Annotated in this window: 18 protein-coding genes and 3 pseudogenes; 13 read left to right on the top strand and 8 right to left on the bottom strand. The window is 53.9% G+C overall.

The window, feature by feature from the left end:
* Positions 1–138: 138 nt before the first annotated feature.
* The 4 genes and pseudogenes from CKW19_RS01365 to CKW19_RS01385 all read left to right on the top strand — a co-directional run.
* Positions 139–420: a hypothetical protein gene (locus tag CKW19_RS01365; RefSeq protein WP_095056206.1), complete on the top strand. Its 282-nt coding sequence runs from the start codon at positions 139–141 to the stop codon at positions 418–420.
* A 63-nt stretch (positions 421–483) separates the two neighbouring features.
* Positions 484–726 carry a hypothetical protein gene (locus CKW19_RS01370; protein WP_095056207.1) on the top strand — a complete coding sequence of 81 codons (243 nt, stop codon included), beginning with the start codon at positions 484–486 and terminating at the stop codon, positions 724–726.
* 526 nt (positions 727–1,252) lie between these two features.
* Positions 1,253–1,822, top strand: coding sequence for a hypothetical protein (locus tag CKW19_RS01380; protein ID WP_371856332.1), 570 nt, complete (start codon positions 1,253–1,255; stop codon positions 1,820–1,822).
* Positions 1,823–1,846: 24 nt separating this feature from the next.
* Positions 1,847–1,945, top strand: a pseudogene (locus CKW19_RS01385) (hydroxymethylglutaryl-CoA lyase); the annotation flags it as partial.
* Between the two features lie 900 nt (positions 1,946–2,845).
* On the opposite strand, the gene CKW19_RS01390 reads toward CKW19_RS01385, so the two are convergent.
* The 3 genes from CKW19_RS01390 to CKW19_RS01400 form a co-directional block, all read right to left on the bottom strand.
* Positions 2,846–3,493: an FMN-binding negative transcriptional regulator gene (locus CKW19_RS01390; protein ID WP_095056209.1), complete on the bottom strand. Its 648-nt coding sequence runs from the start codon at positions 3,491–3,493 to the stop codon at positions 2,846–2,848.
* Positions 3,494–3,590: 97 nt separating this feature from the next.
* Complete coding sequence (locus CKW19_RS01395; protein ID WP_095056210.1) at positions 3,591–4,484, bottom strand: dihydrodipicolinate synthase family protein; 894 nt, start codon at positions 4,482–4,484, stop codon at positions 3,591–3,593.
* 22 nt (positions 4,485–4,506) lie between these two features.
* The gene (locus tag CKW19_RS01400; protein ID WP_095056211.1) at positions 4,507–5,202 is read right to left on the bottom strand and encodes a B3/4 domain-containing protein; all 696 of its coding nucleotides are present in this window, start codon (positions 5,200–5,202) and stop codon (positions 4,507–4,509) included.
* A 45-nt stretch (positions 5,203–5,247) separates the two neighbouring features.
* Between CKW19_RS01400 and CKW19_RS01405 the strand changes: the two genes are divergently transcribed.
* The 4 genes from CKW19_RS01405 (at position 5,248) to CKW19_RS01415 (ending at position 7,239) form a co-directional block, all read left to right on the top strand.
* Entirely contained in the window at positions 5,248–5,865 is a 618-nt protein-coding gene (locus CKW19_RS01405; protein WP_095056212.1) for a helix-turn-helix domain-containing protein, read from the top strand.
* Between the two features lie 102 nt (positions 5,866–5,967).
* Positions 5,968–6,606 carry a LysE family translocator gene (locus tag CKW19_RS01410; protein ID WP_095056213.1) on the top strand — a complete coding sequence of 213 codons (639 nt, stop codon included), beginning with the start codon at positions 5,968–5,970 and terminating at the stop codon, positions 6,604–6,606.
* Between the two features lie 184 nt (positions 6,607–6,790).
* Complete coding sequence (locus tag CKW19_RS28810; RefSeq protein ID WP_177408761.1) at positions 6,791–6,964, top strand: hypothetical protein; 174 nt, start codon at positions 6,791–6,793, stop codon at positions 6,962–6,964.
* A gap of 86 nt (positions 6,965–7,050) precedes the next feature.
* Positions 7,051–7,239 carry a ribbon-helix-helix protein, CopG family gene (locus CKW19_RS01415; RefSeq protein WP_095056214.1) on the top strand — a complete coding sequence of 63 codons (189 nt, stop codon included), beginning with the start codon at positions 7,051–7,053 and terminating at the stop codon, positions 7,237–7,239.
* A 21-nt stretch (positions 7,240–7,260) separates the two neighbouring features.
* Here CKW19_RS01415 and CKW19_RS01420 read toward each other — a convergent pair whose 3' ends face one another.
* The gene (locus CKW19_RS01420; protein WP_095056215.1) at positions 7,261–8,922 is read right to left on the bottom strand and encodes a SulP family inorganic anion transporter; all 1,662 of its coding nucleotides are present in this window, start codon (positions 8,920–8,922) and stop codon (positions 7,261–7,263) included.
* Positions 8,923–9,095: 173 nt separating this feature from the next.
* Here CKW19_RS01420 and CKW19_RS01425 point away from each other — a divergent pair, with 173 nt between their 5' ends.
* A complete protein-coding gene (locus tag CKW19_RS01425; protein WP_095056216.1) occupies positions 9,096–9,326 on the top strand; it encodes a hypothetical protein in 231 nt (76 codons plus the stop codon).
* Between the two features lie 375 nt (positions 9,327–9,701).
* Positions 9,702–9,834: pseudogene (locus tag CKW19_RS28955) on the top strand (hydrolase); the annotation flags it as partial.
* Positions 9,835–9,858: 24 nt separating this feature from the next.
* Here CKW19_RS28955 and CKW19_RS01435 read toward each other — a convergent pair.
* From CKW19_RS01435 to CKW19_RS01450, 4 genes are all read right to left on the bottom strand, one after another.
* Complete coding sequence (locus CKW19_RS01435) at positions 9,859–11,241, bottom strand: LLM class flavin-dependent oxidoreductase (RefSeq protein WP_095056217.1); 1,383 nt, start codon at positions 11,239–11,241, stop codon at positions 9,859–9,861.
* Positions 11,242–11,275: 34 nt separating this feature from the next.
* Positions 11,276–12,121 (bottom strand): amino acid ABC transporter permease, encoded by an 846-nt coding sequence (locus CKW19_RS01440; RefSeq protein ID WP_095056218.1) that lies wholly within the window; start codon positions 12,119–12,121, stop codon positions 11,276–11,278.
* Entirely contained in the window at positions 12,118–12,822 is a 705-nt protein-coding gene (locus CKW19_RS01445; protein WP_256580285.1) for a transporter substrate-binding domain-containing protein, read from the bottom strand. Before CKW19_RS01445 ends, CKW19_RS01440 begins: the two co-directional genes overlap by 4 nt.
* A 356-nt stretch (positions 12,823–13,178) precedes the next feature.
* Positions 13,179–14,072, bottom strand: a complete 894-nt coding sequence (locus CKW19_RS01450) for a LysR family transcriptional regulator (protein WP_095056220.1) — start codon at positions 14,070–14,072, stop codon at positions 13,179–13,181.
* Positions 14,073–14,199: 127 nt separating this feature from the next.
* Here CKW19_RS01450 and CKW19_RS01455 point away from each other — a divergent pair, with 127 nt between their 5' ends.
* From CKW19_RS01455 to CKW19_RS01465, 3 genes and pseudogenes are all read left to right on the top strand, one after another.
* A complete protein-coding gene (locus CKW19_RS01455) occupies positions 14,200–15,387 on the top strand; it encodes an MFS transporter (protein WP_095056221.1) in 1,188 nt (395 codons plus the stop codon).
* A 27-nt stretch (positions 15,388–15,414) separates the two neighbouring features.
* Entirely contained in the window at positions 15,415–15,864 is a 450-nt protein-coding gene (locus CKW19_RS01460; protein ID WP_095056222.1) for a cyclophilin-like fold protein, read from the top strand.
* Positions 15,865–15,889: 25 nt separating this feature from the next.
* Positions 15,890–16,618 (top strand): annotated as a pseudogene (locus CKW19_RS01465) (alpha/beta hydrolase); the annotation flags it as partial.
* Between the last annotated feature and the right edge of the window lie 95 nt (positions 16,619–16,713).

Consider the following 16,713-nt stretch of genomic DNA (forward strand, 5'->3'; position numbering starts at 1 on the left):
TTACCAGGATTTTTAACCTGCAATCCGGGCAACTGCCAATCTGCAATGTGACCACAAATATATACGGCCCTGCCCTCACCAACTGCTCAATGTACCAATCGAATAGTTAGTGCCTGGCTTCCGAATAGGAGTAACAAATTGCTGAACCGTCCCGACAAAGACGCGCTCCGCGCAATGCTGGAATCGCAAGTCCAAGAAAAACTGCAGCACGACCCAGACGCGGTAACGACCTATGCAGCCAAAGCTGAACCAGAGCGCAAACCGTACACCAGCAAACCCACAGTTCAAGACAAGGCCTTTCACAAAGAGCTTGAGCAAATGCGCGCGGATGCTAAAGCTGGAGTGATACATACGCCCCAGAGCAAGCCGCAAGACGCGTGCGCTCCTAGCCTTAGGCTTGACGATTATCCGGATCTGTAAAACTTGCCACTGAGAATCTCCAGGCAGGAGCGACTTGCCGGTTCAAAGTAACGGAGACCACACGTGAAAAAGCCACCTACGAAAATCATTATCGAAGAATGGGATGGTGACGGTGCGATTCGAATTCCCGATGAGGCATTGCAGGAGCTCGAACTGGATGTCGGCGACGCGGTGTACCTGATAGAAGAATTTATCGGCAACACGCGCTGCCTTGTCCTATCAAAGACGCCTCAAATAGCCGATCGAATAGACGAGCTCACTGGAGCCTGGGATAGCGGACGCCAGGGCAACGCCGAGGAAAAATGAGGCAGCCGAAATGCGCTTACTTCAATCAGTCATGGCAGGCCGTGGAGTGACTCGCATAGGGCATGTATGAAGACTTAGGGTCGAGCCGGGCTTAAGCCCGAAGGATCGATAGCCAAAGTATCTTTAGTTGCGCAGCCCAACAAGTCGCCTATCGAATCTCACACGAGAACTCCCCTCTCCAGTCGGCCAATTAGATCGAAGACTGCCTTCGTTTCCATCATATCCAGAGGACGCTTCGAACCAAGGCCACGAACGGGCGTGATCATACATTACGTAGCAGTGGCGGCATCATTTTCGAACAGGGAAAGGGCTTCGTCGAAGACAGCTTCCAATGCGACGAGGCGGTAGCTTTCTATGGTGTTAAACCCTCTGTACATCACCAAACATCCAATGAAGATTACGGCGAATGAAGACCGGAGTTGCGGAAATGGGTGGTCTTTCTGAGGGCAAAACTGTAATCGGTGACTATGCTTTGGCACACGGGTAGCGGGCTCCGGGCTGCTCAGTCAGCCATCCTATGGGAAGCATGCCTATGAAATCACTTCAAGCTCTAGCCCTTGCTTCACTCGTGACCTCCGTCAGCTTTTCAGCCCGTGCGGACGAAGTACCGTTGAGCAGCGATGCTTCGAATGATCACTACGAAACGCAGGTACTGGCCGTCGATCCGGCCAACTACCGAGTCACCATTGAAGGCCTTGATAAACGCCCGGTGTCCATTCCGCTCACCGACCAGGCCAAGGCCATGCGCAACCTGAAAGTTGGCGATAAAGTCGACATCCGCGTCACTCGATCTGTCGATTACGTACTCAACACCAGCGTTGACGGTGCTCCGAGTGTTAGCAATGATTCTTGGATCAACCGCGCCCCACCTGACAGCCTTCCGGGTGGTGAGGTGTTTTCCGCGCTCAAGGTGACTTCGAAGATCACAGATATCGATATGAAAAAAAACGAGGTGACCTTGCTGCGTCCAGATGGGAAAGAGGTAGTCGTTACTGTTAACAACCCTAAAATTCAGGCCCATATGATGAACCTTCAGGTCGGACAGACAGTGGACGCAATCCAAATCGAAGTGTTGAAAGTCGAGACATCACGCTAGTTCTATGTCGTGCCGGTGAAGTCAGTATCAATGGACGCATTGATTCTGGCGGGTCAGCAGATTTCTACGGTACTGGGGCGTCCGACCGGTTCGCGCGTGGCCAAGGCTCGCAGCGCACAGTGAGGTCTGCGGGTGTTACCGCATCGCCGAAAACGTGGGCAAAAGCGAGTAACACGGAAACAAATTGTCAGGCTTTGCCCGACTGGAAAACCCGACAACATATCAAGTCGTTGATTTTAAAGGGTTTCAAAAAGTTGGCACGGGGCCTGCTATGTCTATTGCATAACAAAAACAAAAAAAGCGGCAAACCTGATAAAAACAAGACGTAACGACTCTGACATAACAAAAACAACACGGCAGAGACGCAGCGAACAGATTTTTTTGGAGAAGATGTGCTTTTCAGGGTGCTTTTCGGAGTAACCCGCAACCGGGCAGAGAACAATAAAACTACCCTCAGGTAGCTCCCGAACTGGTTGACTCGCTCAGCGAAAAAGTAGATCAGCGCTCAAAAAAATACGTTTGCTCTTGATCCCGGATGGGGATCGACAAAAACAGCGGTAAAGGGTCACGGTTTCCAAAAACAAAAACAGACCGCCCCTCAATAACAAAAAAAGAGCACGCGCAACGACAAAATTAAAGGGGAGCCTCGGCTCCCCTTAGCGCTGTCTGGCATTTGTATTTTCCACAGACTAACCCTGTTTTCCACCCCCTACCCCTAATGTGAGAGCGAGCCTGTTCCCTGCCCTTCAAGATCAAACAGCACCAGCTTGCCCTCGAAGCCGCGATCATGGAACTGACGCTGTGGGTCGGGCGGCGCAGTTCAGCGGAGGCTGCTGGTCATGTTCGCGGTGCTTTGGACACCACCGTGCTGATGGCACCCGAGTGATCGGGCAAACGCATCACCGAATTTAGGAAGTAACGGATACTGGAGTTTCGAAACCTTGCCACCCATGAAGCTGTTTCGAGACGATCAGCAACCGGTTCTAGCTCAACCGGTTAGCAACATTTGCCACATTCGCGACCCTAAATCCCCTCAGCATCCTTATCATTAGCGCACTCAAGCATCGCCATCCCAATACACCTACCATCTCGCTGAATTAGAGCTTCGCCTGCCCCGCGAATATCACGAACTTCCTCGTCCTGGCCGAGTTTAAATTTCCCCACGAGCCGAGTGACCTCGATCTCAACGCCGACGATCTGTTTAAGCATCGCACTTATGTATTCTTCGGAACTATCGGTCATCTTCCAAGGTGTGGGCTGAGAAGCTTCGTTCGCCTGGGTCAACTTTGCGACGACACCACGCACATACCGAGCATCATCGCGAAACGCAACTCGACCAAACGCGTGCACGACCCGATAGTTCCACGTGGGGACTTGTTGATGGAAATCATGTTTGCTGGGGTACCATTGCGGCGATACGTATGCATCCTGGGCTCGGAATATCACCAACACTTCACTGCCCTGTGGGATTTCATGCCACAGAGGATTATTGCGCGCTACATGCGCATACAGCATCCCGAGAGTTCCGCTGCGAAGCTCGAGTACAAAGGGGAGATGATTTGCGTCAATCCCGTCGGCAGAGTGAGTGACGAGCGACCCAAATGGATTTCGCATGATCACTTCTTGCAGCACTTCGATGCGAGACTCTTCAAACTGGGGAGGGATGTACATTGACGTTGCTCCTAGTGCCGAAATTTTCACTACCGCTAAGAGGTCGTCGCCCCTACCGAGTCGGCCTCCCCTCAGAGGGACTCAACACGCCAATTTTTTAGCTCAACTCAAGCTCGTCAATTACCCGTGCAATTTTTTGCCGCCCTTCTCCGCTGATAGTTCTCAGCGGTAAGGGGACGCTCGGCATGGTGGTGAAGTGACGGAGCTCAGCCGCTGTCGCAATGACTCGGTAACTGCCACCGAATTCACCGAACAACGACCATAAAGGTTGCAGCCGCTCAGAAAGGCGGGTTGCTTCTGCGGCATCCCCAGCAAGGGCAGCGTCAGTGATAGCTTTTGCAGTGATGGGAAAAAGGCCAGCTATGACGGAATACCAGACCTCACATCCTGCATTCAGGCCTGTAGCGGCGAATGCATCCCCACTCACGCCAATGGTCACGTGACTTGGAATGACTGCTCGAAGACGGTCAACCCGAGCCTTAGCCTCCTCGGGAGCGTGAGGGACACCAGGGATCTTTATAGAACGGACATTTGGTAGATGGGCGATTCGTCCATGAAGCTCGTCGTTGAACTCAAAGTGAGTCGTACCTGGATTGTCGTACACGCACAAAGGAACAGAGATGTTGGAGCTGACGGCCTCATATAGCGAGTAAACGTCGTCGTCCGTCAGCTTTTGATAGGAAACCGGCGGAAGCAATAATGCTTTAACGCCTGACTTCTGCGCATCCTCCGCCAGCAATAGCACGTCGCGCGTTCGCAAGGCCCCAATGCTCACCATGACGGGGATATCGCCCGCAGTCTCGACTGCTAGTTGAGCAACACGCTGACGTTCTGTTCGGGACAGGTATGCATAACTGCCTGTCGACCCTAGGGCGCCTATCGAAGACACACCTGCTGCCACGAGGTTTTCTACGAGACGGGCGAAGGCTTGCTCGTCTACCCCTGATTCATTCATAGGGGTTAAAGGGAATGCGCTAAGTCCGTCGAACATTATTCATCTCTCTGTCCAAGATTTAAGAGGGAGTCGCCTCGATCAGGGTGCTCTCAATTCGGGCGCCGGGCATCATCAGCTCCAGTCCCTCTATCAGCTTATCTCCAGCTTCTGTTACGGCTTCTAATGGCATCGCCGGCAGGCTTTCCAGGATGAACCACATGTGCTTTGCATCAGCATTGAGCCTGGTACGAACACCCTGACGCCAATTCCACCGACGACAAGTGATGCCCTGATCATCCCGCCAAACGACTTCGCCAGGGTCGGCAAACTCCTGTGCCGGCACGCCTTCTTTCATGGTGTCGAACACTTCAGTACCGTCAGCAGCTACTAGACGCGGAGAGCCCACATAGGCCTCTGCATTCTCCCCTCCAACAGGGATTGCATATTCGATACTGATGGCGTTGTAGAGATCCACTACGGGATCAATGCTGGCTAAGTTGCCGTCGCGTAATACGCGCTTGCGCAGTGCCTCGGCGGAGCATGGAGTACGTTGCGGCTTAGCGCCGAATTTACGGAAGACGTCTGCCCAAGCTGTGAGGTGAGCTTCTGCCCAGCCTACATCGCCCGATTGGACTGATTTACATGCCTGCGCCAGCGCCTTTGAGGCGATGTCAGGATTGGTTATTGGCGCAGCTTCAACCACAATGCTCAACGCTCTGAAGCCGGGAGCCAGATTGGCTACGTCTTCGCTGATTGACGGCAGTACGGACAGCATCAGAGAATCCCCAAGTCCATAAATTGAAAATCATGCTAGCTAACAATGACCAATAAAGTCAATATATCGACCGACCCAGGTGCCGACGTTCAGACGGTCAGTGAGGCTGTTTCCCGCAGGCTCAAACAAGAGCGGCAGAAGCAAAAAATCACGTTGGACGAACTATCTCGCCGTTCCGGCGTGAGCAAGGGGATGGTGGTTGAAATAGAGAAATGCACCGCCAATCCGAGCATAGCCATCCTGTGCAAAATCGCGGCTGCACTTGGGCTGTCAGTAGCGGACGTGGTGAATGTGGCCGACACTCCATCGGCTCACCTGATCAAGAGCCAAGACATTCCTACACTCTGGACAGGGCCATCCGGGGGATCCGCCCGCCTCCTTGCAGGAACCAGCGGCCCAAACATGCTGGAGCTTTGGCGATGGGAGCTGTATCCCGGTGAAACGTTTGCCTCCTCAGGACACCCTCAGGGCACAACTGAGCTATTCCATGTGGAGTCAGGGACGCTTCATCTTGAGGTAGGCGAAACCGAACTGATCATTACAAAGGGCAGCGCAGCAGTAGCCAAGACAGATGTACCCCATAGCTATTCGAATAATGGGAAGTCCAAACTGGTGTTCACCATGTCGGTAACGGAGCTACACCGTCCCACACGGGAACTCTAACACTCAGTGGTTTGCAGGAGGTTCAGTAGCGCCCGGCCCACATCCTGCGCTATCGCATGGCTTCTGGGGTTTGAAACCTCGCGCAGATTTATAAGGGAGAACATGAACGTGATCGATGTCCACAACCTGCTGATTGTCTTTACCGCGTACATCATCGGAGCGGCAAGTCCTGGCCCTAGCAATATGCGGATCATGGGCGTTGCCATGAACCAAGGCCGGCGGTCGGCGTTGTCGCTCGCGGCAGGTGTTATAAGTGGGTCGTTCTTCTGGGGAATATTGGCGGCCACCGGCGTCTCTGCCGTGCTAACGCAGTATGCGCAGGCACTTGTCGTCCTCAAAGTGGCAGGAGGCATCTACCTCCTCTTCCTGGCCATAAAAGCAGGTCGATCCGCACTGACTACCGACGAGCGTCTTGCGCAGCAGGTGGCGGCTGTCCCTAGCGTTACGGGCTTCAAGCTCTATCAGCGGGGTCTTCTGATGCATATCACAAACCCAAAAGCATTGCTGGGATGGGTGGCTACGATGACCCTCGGCCTGGGGCCTGAGGCATCTCCCGTGACAGTCGCAGTCATTCTTTCGGGGTGCGCCATGCTCAGCATCACGATCTTCTGTGGTTACGCCATCGTCTTCTCTACCGCCCCCATGGTACGGGGGTACCGGAAGGCTCGCCGCTGGATCGAGGGTACACTCGCGACAGTCTTTGGAGCCGCTGGATTCAAGCTACTGCTTGCCCGCCCCTGAAAATCCGTACGGCTCACGCCGCCGGACAGCTTATGGCAAAGCTAGCTGTCGGAAATGGGATGACGTAGTGAACCACCGCTGCAGAACTGGTTTCGATAATGGAAGCGGTGACCGCAGACGCCAGGCTGCTTGAACGGAAATAACACCCTCCTGCTACGCTGACCTACTCCACGGAGGAATCACAATGTCGAACGCAGACCTACTCCCTTCCCTACTCTTCAAGATCAATCAAAACCAGCTCGCCCTCGAAGCCGCGATCATGGAGCTGACACTCTGGGTCGAGCCGCGCGGGTCAGCGGAGGTCGCCGGCAACGATCGTGGTGCTTTGGACACAATCAGCAAGAACAACGGGTGCTGAGCGGCAATCCGCCTGTGCAGTGACAGCACAGAACAAGGCAATTACAATTTGATTAACATCCAGCGACTTGAGCGATTAAATACCCCATGGAAAGCAAGACTGCGCGCCTCACCGTGCTCATTGACCCCATCAAGAAAAAAGCTTTCGAGGAACTCTGTGCAGCACAAGACCTGACGTCTTCGCAGGTAGTCCGCCAGTTGATTCGTGACTACCTGGATACTCACGGCGCCAGCTATTCGACCAAGAGCAAGCATGCCGCCAGTACCAAGTCATAACCCAACACTGGCAGTTGTTCTCTAGAGGGTCGACGTACCCTCAACGTGACTGACAGCTTTAGCCAGCGCGGTATTGAAGTCGGCGTGATAGTGCTCCGGGCTGATTTCTTGCAGGATACCCACCCTATCGAGCTTGTTGAGCACCTTCGTGTTCGCTTCGCAGAGTTTCACCACGATATTGCGCTGGTGTAGCTGCTGAATGACCTCCTCCAACACTTGCAAGCCCGTGATATCCATAAACGGTACGCGCTTCAGACGGATAATCAGCAGACGTGGGTCTGTGTGGGTCTGTGTTAACACACGCTCGAAGGTCTCAGCTGCACCAAAGAACAGTGGCCCTTCTATCGTATAAATCAGTATCCCTGGCGGCAAGCGAACATGGCCGTTGGCTCTTAACTCTTCTTCAAGTTCGTGCTCGACTATCTGCTGCACCTCGACAGATGAGGCCATGCGGCGCATGAACTGCAGCATCGCCAGAATGACGCCGATATTCACGGCGATCACCAAGTCACTGAACACGGTGAGGCTGAAGGTGATGAGCAGGATAGACACGTCTGCGCGTGGGGCTCGCTGGAGCATGCGCTTGAAGTGTTTTAACTCGCTCATGTTGTAGGCGACCACGAAAAGAATGGCGGCCAGGGCACACAGTGGGATGTTTGAGGCTAGAGGTGCCAGAAACAGAATAATCAGCAACAAGGTGACCGCATGCGTAATGCCGGCCAGCGGGCTTGTGCCGCCGTTACGGATATTGGTTGCAGTACGGGCAATGGCTCCGGTAGCGGCGAAACCACCAAACAATGGCGTGACCAGATTAGCCACCCCCTGCCCGATCAGCTCTTGATTGGAATCATGCTTAGTGCCCGCCATGCCATCGGCCACCATTGCCGACAGCAGCGATTCGATAGCTCCAAGCATGGCGATAGTGAACGCTGGGCCAATCAAATCGATGACGCGAGACAGCGTGATTTCAGGCGGGCTTAACGCTGGAAGACCTTGAGGAATGCCACCAAATGCGCTGCCAATCGTGGCTACCCCTTGGAAATGAAAAGCTGACTGTATTGCCGTAGCAACCGCCATTGCGACTAGCGGGCCAGGCACCCGTTTGAGACCGGGGATTTTGGAGGTGGTGATTACCAGGAAAAGACTGAGTGCAGCCAGCAGGGTGGTGGCTATATGAAGATCAGGGAAGGCCTGGAGCAAATGCCAGAACTTTACATGGAAGTGTTCTCCACTGATCGTCGGTAAACCGAAAAAATCCTTCCACTGTCCAACCCAGATGATCACGCCGATTCCTGCGGTGAATCCGACGATCACCGGATCGGGGATAAACTTAATAATTGCCCCAAGCCGGGCAAAACCCAGCAAGAACAACATGGCGCCCGCCATCATCGTAGCGATTTGAAGACCGTCAACGCCATGCTTGGCCGTGACTCCCGCCAGAATCACAATGAACGCACCTGTCGGGCCGGCAATCTGCAAGCGGCTTCCGCCAAAGAGTGAAACCAGCAGGCCGCCGATGATTGCGGTGTAGATGCCTTGCTCAGGCTTGACGCCAGATGCAATGGCAAAAGCCATTGCCAGGGGGAGCGCCACGACCCCGACTATCACGCCAGACACCATATTGCTGAGCCAGTGCTTTCGACCCAACAGTCCCGCCTTCCATGCCTCACCTATCGCAATCATGGCTCGCTCCTCAATGAGTGTATGTGCATAGTATTAACATGCAGTTATAATTGAAAAGCCTTTGAACCACTGCGTCGTGCGGCTGGAGACGTTTAAAGTGAAAGCTCAGATGGAGCTGGCGGGCATACACTGAAAATAGATAATTTTGAGAGCGCGCGTAGCGTGGTGACGATATGAATCGTAAAACTGTGAAAACCAAACATGCCGAAGGCGTGACCTTCGACTCCCATGTGATCGCGAACCCGACCAACCCCAAGGAGTGGATTGTGTTCTTCAAGAAGGACGCTGGCAGGAGTTTTTTCTTGGTTGATGACAACGAGGAGGTCGAGTCTTTTGGGCATCTGGATGACTTGATTGCCGAGCTTCGAGACCTAGGCCTCAAAACCGCTGAAATCCACTTTTAACCCTTGGCTCACACCTAGGAGACATGATCATGTCAGTGAAGGTCGAGTATGTTGGCGCCAACGTCGAATTGAGCCAATTGCCGAGATGTCACTGACCCAGTCTGTTCCTCTCGAACCAATTGCCTACGCGAGATTTTTACAGATTTATAGGTGGGTCAATCTTGCTTCAGCAGTCAATTCGGCGTCGGTGTCTACAGACATTGTTCAGTCTGGATTTAAACCAGGCGCAATCAATTCGAAAGTAAAAAAAACCTTGAATTGTTCCGCCATGGTTGACAGTGAACCCATTTCCTCCATCTTTTCTCCTCCTCACCGCCCCCCTAAATCTGAGCCCATGTTGAACAACAACATCGCCGACCTCAAAAGGACTTCATCATGAGCAACGCCACCTACAACCGCTTTGAACAAAGACGATGCCCTAGTTCTGTTGGCCGCTAACCAAACCGGTCTGATTTCCCTGACTCATGATTTCACTCCCAACGAGTTCAAGAATAATGTGTTGACTCTACTCAGCGGGACAGGCGCATCTATCCTAGAAACCTTCATCAAAGCGGAACGAGGCTCCGTAGGCTGTATCCGGTAAATGGTTGGCGCCATCGATCCGTAACCGGGAACGGAAAGTACCGCTCTGTGGCTGGGTACGATACAAGCCACGTTTTTGCAGTTCAGGGATGACCAGTTCAACGAAATCCTCCAGGCTACCCGGGCTAATCAGCGGGTTGAGCATGTAGCCGTTGGTGCCGGAGATCCGTGCATGCTCTTCGATGCGATCGGCCACCTGCTGCGGCGTACCCACCAGAATCAGATCGCTGCCACGGGTGACGTTGGCAAAGCGCTGTTTGACATCACCGGCGGTCAAAGGCGTGCCACTGCCATCGGGGCGCATCACATAGGAGGTCATGCCTTCGGTGTGAGTCGACAACGCGTCGCCGTCCGCGTAGCGGCTGATGTCGATACCGGTATCGCCGGCATAACTCACCAGTTGCGCCTGCAAGTGATAGTTGCTTTGCAGTTCATCATATTTGCGTTGGGCTTCGATCTCGGTCTTAGCCGTGACGATCCGAAGTACTGTCAGTGATTTAACATCCTCAGCGTGACGACCCCGTGCCCTGGCCTGTGTCCATATATCTTCCAATCCCTGGCGAATTTCCAGCGGGTTGGACTTGGCGATAAAAATCAGCTCGGCGTGCTTCGCCGCAAACTCACGACCACGGCCTGACCAGCCGGCCTGGATCAGCAAGGGTGTGCGTTGCGGTGACGGCGACGTCAAATGCGGCCCGGCCACCCTGTAATGTTCGCCAACATGATCGATCGGTCGCACGCGATCGCCCTTGGCATAGACCTGGCGAGACTTGTCGGCAACCACAGCATCGTTTGCCCAACTGCCTTCCCAAAGTTTGTAAACGACATCGAGAAACTCCTCGGCGCGTTCATAACGATCATCGTGCTTGATCATCTGCTCAAGGCCGAAGTTGCGAGCGGCACTGTTCAGGTAGGAGGTGACGATGTTCCAACCGACCCGGCCATTGGTCAGGTGATCCAGCGTGCTGAAGCGCCGGGCATGGGTGAAAGGATGCTCATAACTGGTGGTAACAGTGACACCGAAGGCCAGGTTTTCCGTCACGGCGGCCAATGCCGGGATGATCATCAACGGATCGTTGGCAGGTGCTTCCACCGCCCACTTCATGGCCGCGTCGGCATTTCCGCCAAACACATCGTAGAAGCCCAGCACATCACCAAAAAACAACATATCGAGATTAGCCTGGTCGGCGACACGTGCCAGGTTAGACCAGTAGCCCAGAGAGTTGATGGACAGTCGCTCATCAGCTGGGTGCGTCCAGAGACTTGGCGCGCCGCCACAGCCAACGCTCGCTTGTTCATACAGCGCAAACAACAGGGGTTTTGGATCGGACATCTTGGTACCTGTACAAATCATTGAATTTGGCGGGTCACCGCTGATTCTTGAAACCTTTGCCGTAGTGGCGTTCAAGACGGTTCTGTATCAACTCCAGTCCAATGGACAGGAGCCAATAGATCACGGCTGCGGTGGTGAGCATTTCGATGTAGCGGTAGGACGAGCGACCGTACGACTGCGCCAGGAACATCACCTCCCAGACGCCCATCACCGATATCAACGATGAGTCCTTGAGCATTGAAATGAACTGACTGGTTGTCGGGGGAATAATCGTGCGCATGGCTTGCGGCAGGACGATGTGCAGGAACATTGCCGCCGGTCTCAGCCCCAAGGCCATCGCCGCTTCGCGCTGTCCAGGTGCCACAGCCATGATGCCGGCACGAAAAATCTCGCTGAGGTAGGCACCATAATTGAGCGAGAGCGCAATGATCCCGGCGCTGATGGCGCCTGGAACAACACCCAACTGCGGCAACCCCAGGTAGATCAGCAGGATCTGGATCAGCAGCGGAGTACCGCGAAAAAAAGACGCATAGAAACTGGCAATACCGAAAGCCACCGCACTGCGAGACAGGCGAGCCAGCGCCGTCACGAAGCCAAGGAGCAACGAAAGCCAGATCGAGCAGAAGCACAAAAACAGCGTCAGCGCGGCGCCTTGCAAAAAACCGTCAGGCCCCAAATGTACGCCGACCAGGTTGGGCAACTTCTGCAGAATGATCGAGAACTTCAGGTCGAAGCTCATGAAAAACATAACGCACAAGCCGAACAGCGCTGCCCAGGTCAAATACAAACGAGTGCGAAAACCAAGTAGCTGGCTTAAACGAGGCTCCTCGGTTTCGGAGGCGACAGCCGCCTTGGCGGGGTGTGGATTGAGGGCTGTCATTGGCTGATATCGGCACCGATCCACTTCTGTGAAATCTTGCTTAATGTGCCGTCGGCCTTGAGCTGGGTGACGACCTCAGTGACTTTGGCATTCCATTGCGGATCGCCCTTTTCAATCGCCACCACGTTAGGTTCTGCATACAGCGTGTCGCCCGCAATTTTAAAGCGAGGATCCTGTGCGATGCGTTCACGAGCAGTGATGAGGTTGGTGACCATGGCATCCAGGCGCACGCCCGTGCCCAAGGCCAGATCCTGGAAGGCCACCGTTTCGTTGTCGTATGGCGCGACCTGGACGCTTTCGAATGGATAGCTCAACGGCTTGTCCTCGGCGCCCTCAATCACCAGATCCTTGTTCAAATAGGCTTCATAGGTCGACGCACTGATCACACCGACTTTTTTACCTGAAAGATCCTTGCCAGTGACAATGCCCTTGTCTTTGGCGTTTATCACGATCACAGCCGGTGACTGGTAATACTCCACCGGGAAGTCGAACACTTCGGCCCGCGCCTTACTCGGGGTCATCGAGCAGACGCAGATGTCATATCGTCCGTTCCAGTGTCCGGCTGCGATGACATCCCAGGACGGTGTTTGTAGCTTCAGCTTCACCCCTAGCCGTTGCGCAACGGCCTTGGCGACATCCACATCAAACCCGTCCAGTTGGTTCTGTTCATTGAGAAAGGAGAATGGCGGATAGCTTTCCATCAGTACGCCGCTCAGCTCCCCGCTGCTGGTTACGCGATCCAGCGTGGCGCCCGCGAAAGCCGTCGAGAATGTAGCCAGTAACGCAAAGCCAAAAGGTAAAAGCGCCGTAGTTTTCAAAGACAAGTGCTCCAATCAATTCAGAAAATCCGAATAGATTAAAACGCACTATAAAATTGCTTTGTACTAGATTTTAGGAATAACAGGCTATGTTCAAGCTATATGGGTCTAGCGATTCAAATGCTAGTCGTTTCATACATCGCGATCTATGTTCTGCCGATTACTATCTACTACGAAGCGTAGGGGATGGCGCGAATTTGCTTGTGGCAAAGATAATCTGAATCAGTAAATCGCGTTATCTAGATTGCTTCGCGCAGCGCGTTGGCAACTAGCGAAAACGCCGGAGAGGGCTGCCGACGGTTAGGGTAGTACAAATAGTATCCAGAAAATGGTGGGCACCAATCTTCCAGCATCCGCACCAGCCGGCCTTCCTGGAGATGAGGTTCAAACTCCTCTTCCGGAAGGTAGGCAATGCCCAGCCCGGCCAGTGCAGCATCCACAATGTGGGTCGACGTGTTGAAAATGAGCTGGCCATCTACTCGTACGTTCAATTGTTTTCCGCGCCGTTCAAAGTCCCATACATAGAGTCCACCCGATGTCTGCATCCGCTGGTTGATACAGATATGGCTCATAAGGTCACGCGGACTTTTGGGAATGGCATGAGCGGCAAAGTATGTTGGGGAGGCAACAGCGGCCATACGTAACGGCGGCCCAATTCGGACTGCGATCATGTCTTTGTCGATGGTGTCACCCAGGCGCACACCCGCATCAAAACGATCCGCTACGATGTCTCTGAATCCGTAATTGACGTCGAATTCGACCTTGATATCCGGGTATTCGTGTAGCAATGCGGTGAGCTTGGGCAGCAACGTTGTCCGCAGAACGTGATCACCGCAGGTAATGCGTACCGTGCCGGCTGGCTTGTCGCGCATTTCCGTTAAGACATCAAGTTCCGCTTCGATTTCATCGAAGCGATGGCCGATCGCTTGCAGCAGTCGCTCCCCCGCTACTGTCGGCGAAACGCTACGCGTGGTGCGCGTCAATAATCTGATTTGCAGACGTGCTTCCAGACCGGTGATGGCCTGACTTATTGCAGACTGCGTAACGCCCAGTACTCCAGCTGCGCGCGTAAAGCTGCCTTCTCGCGCTACTGTCACGAAAGACAGCAAATCGTTGAGATTCCTTCTGGCCATTGTGCAACCGTCTATTTAGTCTATTGATTAGCTGTACTTATAACCATGTTAAGCATTCATTAGCTAGTCGCCCGAGTGTTCATTCGTCACCATTGCCGGCATGAATACGAATGTACCTGAGGCCCCGATGGGCACTATTTCCTCAACAAACGATGTTCCTGCTTGCTGGAGCGGCGTCTTTGCAATGACGCTTTGTGTATTCGCGCTGATCGCTTCGGAGTTCATGCCTGTCAGCCTGCTGACGCCGATGGCCGTTGATCTTCATGTTACCGAAGGGATGGCAGGTCAAGGCATTGCGATCTCCGGGGCATTCGCTGTGCTGACCAGCCTGTCGATCTCTTGGATAGCCGGAACCCTCAACCGCAAGACACTCTTGCTGGCACTTGCTGGGCTGATGGCTGTCTCCGGCGCGATTGTCGGGCTGGCACCCAATTATCTGACGTACATGGTCGGTCGTGCGCTTATCGGTGTGGTCATCGGAGGTTTTTGGTCGATGTCCGCTGCGACGGCCATGCGGCTGGTGTCTGCCACGCAGGTGCCCAAGGCCTTGGCCATCTTCAACGGTGGCAATGCATTGGCTACCGTAATCGCCGCCCCGCTGGGCAGCTATCTGGGCTCGATCATCGGTTGGCGCGGCGCTTTCTTTTGCCTCGTGCCAATAGCGGCGGGTGCGTTCATCTGGCTGTGGATCAGCCTGCCAACCATGAAGGTAGAGCCGCGCACACCGGGAACCGGCAACGTCTTGAAGTTGCTCAGGAACCGTTCCGTTGCGCTCGGCATGGCCGGATGCGGCGCCTTCTTCATGGGGCAGTTCGCCCTGTTTACCTACCTGCGGCCTTTCCTCGAAACGGTGACGCGCGTCGACGTATCCACGCTGTCGCTAGTCCTGCTGGTGATCGGTATAGCGGGCTTTATCGGGACTTTGATCATCGGCCTTTTCATAAGACGCGGTCTATTCCGGACATTGATAGTCATACCGGTGCTGATGGCGTTGATTGCTTTGGCACTGATCCCTTTTGGAACCTCCGTCGTTGTCGTTGGCGCACTGCTTGGATTTTGGGGGTTGCTGGCAACTGCGGCCCCTGTGGGCTGGTGGAGCTGGATCGCACAGGCCTTACCAAAAAATGCCGAGGCCGGAGGTGGCTTGATGGTGGCGGTGATTCAACTGGCCATCGCCCTGGGCTCCACCGTTGGCGGACTGCTGTTCGATAGTCGCGGCTACCAGAGCACTTTCGTCGTGAGCGCAGCCGTGCTGCTGCTTGCCGCATTTGTGACGGTGCTGACATTCCGTTCAACAACACCTCAATCCGCTTGAGCTATGCAACTTTAGGGGAGACGGGTCATGAGGACACTTCGTTGGCTTGGTTTGCTGTCTGCAATGCTCGTGTTGGGTAGTTATGTATCTGTGAATGATGCCGCGTCGGCGTCGTCGATACCGGAGAAATTTCGCATGTGGATGACCATCGGGGAACAACGCTTCGCCATTACCTTGGTCGACAACGCCGCCGCTCGTGCATTTGCCAAGCGACTACCGCTAACGCTCGACATGAGCGATCTGAACCGCAATGAAAAACACGCCAGTCTTCCAGAAAACCTGCCTGCCGATGCAAGCAAACCGGGAACGATCCGCAACGGCGACTTGATGTTGTATGGCGGGGACACCTTGGTCGTCTTCTATTCAACGTTCGACTCGACGTACTCCTACACGCGCCTTGGGCGAGTGGATGACACCGCTGACCTGGCTCAGGCGCTAGGGCGCGGGGATGTGCAAGTGCTGTTCTCTAAAGACTGATGACTCCGCATCAACAAGGATTCCAATGAAAAAGCTCATTGTTCTATTAACGCTTCTTGTCAGTTCACTCTCAGCAGTAGGAGCCGATATGTCCAACGGCGCGGATAATTTTTATACCAGCGAAAAAGTGACCGTGCAGAAGGTCAACTTCAAAAACCAATATCAAATGAATGTGGCAGGGAATCTGTTCATCCCGAAAAACCTAGACGGTAAAACGAAGAGCCCTGCGATTGTGGTTGGCCATCCGATGGGAGCGGTCAAGGAGCAGAGCGCTAACCTCTATGCCACGAAAATGGCGGAGAAAGGCTTCGTGACACTGTCCCTGGATCTTTCATTCTGGGGTGAAAGCGAGGGGCAAAGGCGAAACGCAGTTTCGCCGGACATCTATGTCGAGGACTTCAGTGCAGCAATAGACTTTCTCGGTGCACAGCCTTTCATCGACAAAGAGCGGATTGGCGCGATCGGCATCTGTGGCAGCGGCAGCTTCGTCATCAGCGCGGCCAAGATCGACCCGCGCATGAAAGCCATCGCAACAGTCAGCATGTATGACATGGGCGCAGCCAATCGTAATGGGTTGAAGCATTCGCAGACGCTTGAGCAACGGAAGGACATCATCGCGCAAGCAGCGCAGCAGCGTGATGTAGAATTCACTGGCGGTAAAACTCTCTACACCAGCGGTACGGTACATCAGCTAGATGAGAATACTCATCCCATCCAGCGTGAGTTCTACGATTTCTACCGCACACCACGCGGCCCAAAGCCTCTGGAAATCTGAAAAAACCGTGTGAGCGCAGATCCCTGCTTTTTTTTGGTATCAAATATAATAACTCCGTTTCGTTTTTTCATTTT

The organism is Pseudomonas sp. Irchel s3f7 (assembly GCF_900187615.1).
Lineage (GTDB): Bacteria > Pseudomonadota > Gammaproteobacteria > Pseudomonadales > Pseudomonadaceae > Aquipseudomonas.

Excerpts from the sequence above, each read along its gene's own strand:
- CKW19_RS01380 (WP_371856332.1), top strand. The coding sequence starts at position 1,253 with ATGCCTATGAAATCACTTCAAGCTCTAGCCCTTGCTTCACTCGTGACC.
- CKW19_RS01390 (WP_095056209.1), bottom strand. The coding sequence starts at position 3,493 with ATGTACATCCCTCCCCAGTTTGAAGAGTCTCGCATCGAAGTGCTGCAA.
- CKW19_RS01395 (WP_095056210.1), bottom strand. The coding sequence starts at position 4,484 with ATGTTCGACGGACTTAGCGCATTCCCTTTAACCCCTATGAATGAATCA.
- CKW19_RS01400 (WP_095056211.1), bottom strand. The coding sequence starts at position 5,202 with ATGCTGTCCGTACTGCCGTCAATCAGCGAAGACGTAGCCAATCTGGCT.
- CKW19_RS01405 (WP_095056212.1), top strand. The coding sequence starts at position 5,248 with ATGACCAATAAAGTCAATATATCGACCGACCCAGGTGCCGACGTTCAG.
- CKW19_RS01410 (WP_095056213.1), top strand. The coding sequence starts at position 5,968 with ATGAACGTGATCGATGTCCACAACCTGCTGATTGTCTTTACCGCGTAC.
- CKW19_RS28810 (WP_177408761.1), top strand. The coding sequence starts at position 6,791 with ATGTCGAACGCAGACCTACTCCCTTCCCTACTCTTCAAGATCAATCAA.
- CKW19_RS01415 (WP_095056214.1), top strand. The coding sequence starts at position 7,051 with ATGGAAAGCAAGACTGCGCGCCTCACCGTGCTCATTGACCCCATCAAG.
- CKW19_RS01420 (WP_095056215.1), bottom strand. The coding sequence starts at position 8,922 with ATGATTGCGATAGGTGAGGCATGGAAGGCGGGACTGTTGGGTCGAAAG.
- CKW19_RS01425 (WP_095056216.1), top strand. The coding sequence starts at position 9,096 with ATGAATCGTAAAACTGTGAAAACCAAACATGCCGAAGGCGTGACCTTC.
- CKW19_RS01435 (WP_095056217.1), bottom strand. The coding sequence starts at position 11,241 with ATGTCCGATCCAAAACCCCTGTTGTTTGCGCTGTATGAACAAGCGAGC.
- CKW19_RS01440 (WP_095056218.1), bottom strand. The coding sequence starts at position 12,121 with ATGACAGCCCTCAATCCACACCCCGCCAAGGCGGCTGTCGCCTCCGAA.
- CKW19_RS01445 (WP_256580285.1), bottom strand. The coding sequence starts at position 12,822 with ATGGAAAGCTATCCGCCATTCTCCTTTCTCAATGAACAGAACCAACTG.
- CKW19_RS01450 (WP_095056220.1), bottom strand. The coding sequence starts at position 14,072 with ATGGCCAGAAGGAATCTCAACGATTTGCTGTCTTTCGTGACAGTAGCG.
- CKW19_RS01455 (WP_095056221.1), top strand. The coding sequence starts at position 14,200 with ATGGGCACTATTTCCTCAACAAACGATGTTCCTGCTTGCTGGAGCGGC.
- CKW19_RS01460 (WP_095056222.1), top strand. The coding sequence starts at position 15,415 with ATGAGGACACTTCGTTGGCTTGGTTTGCTGTCTGCAATGCTCGTGTTG.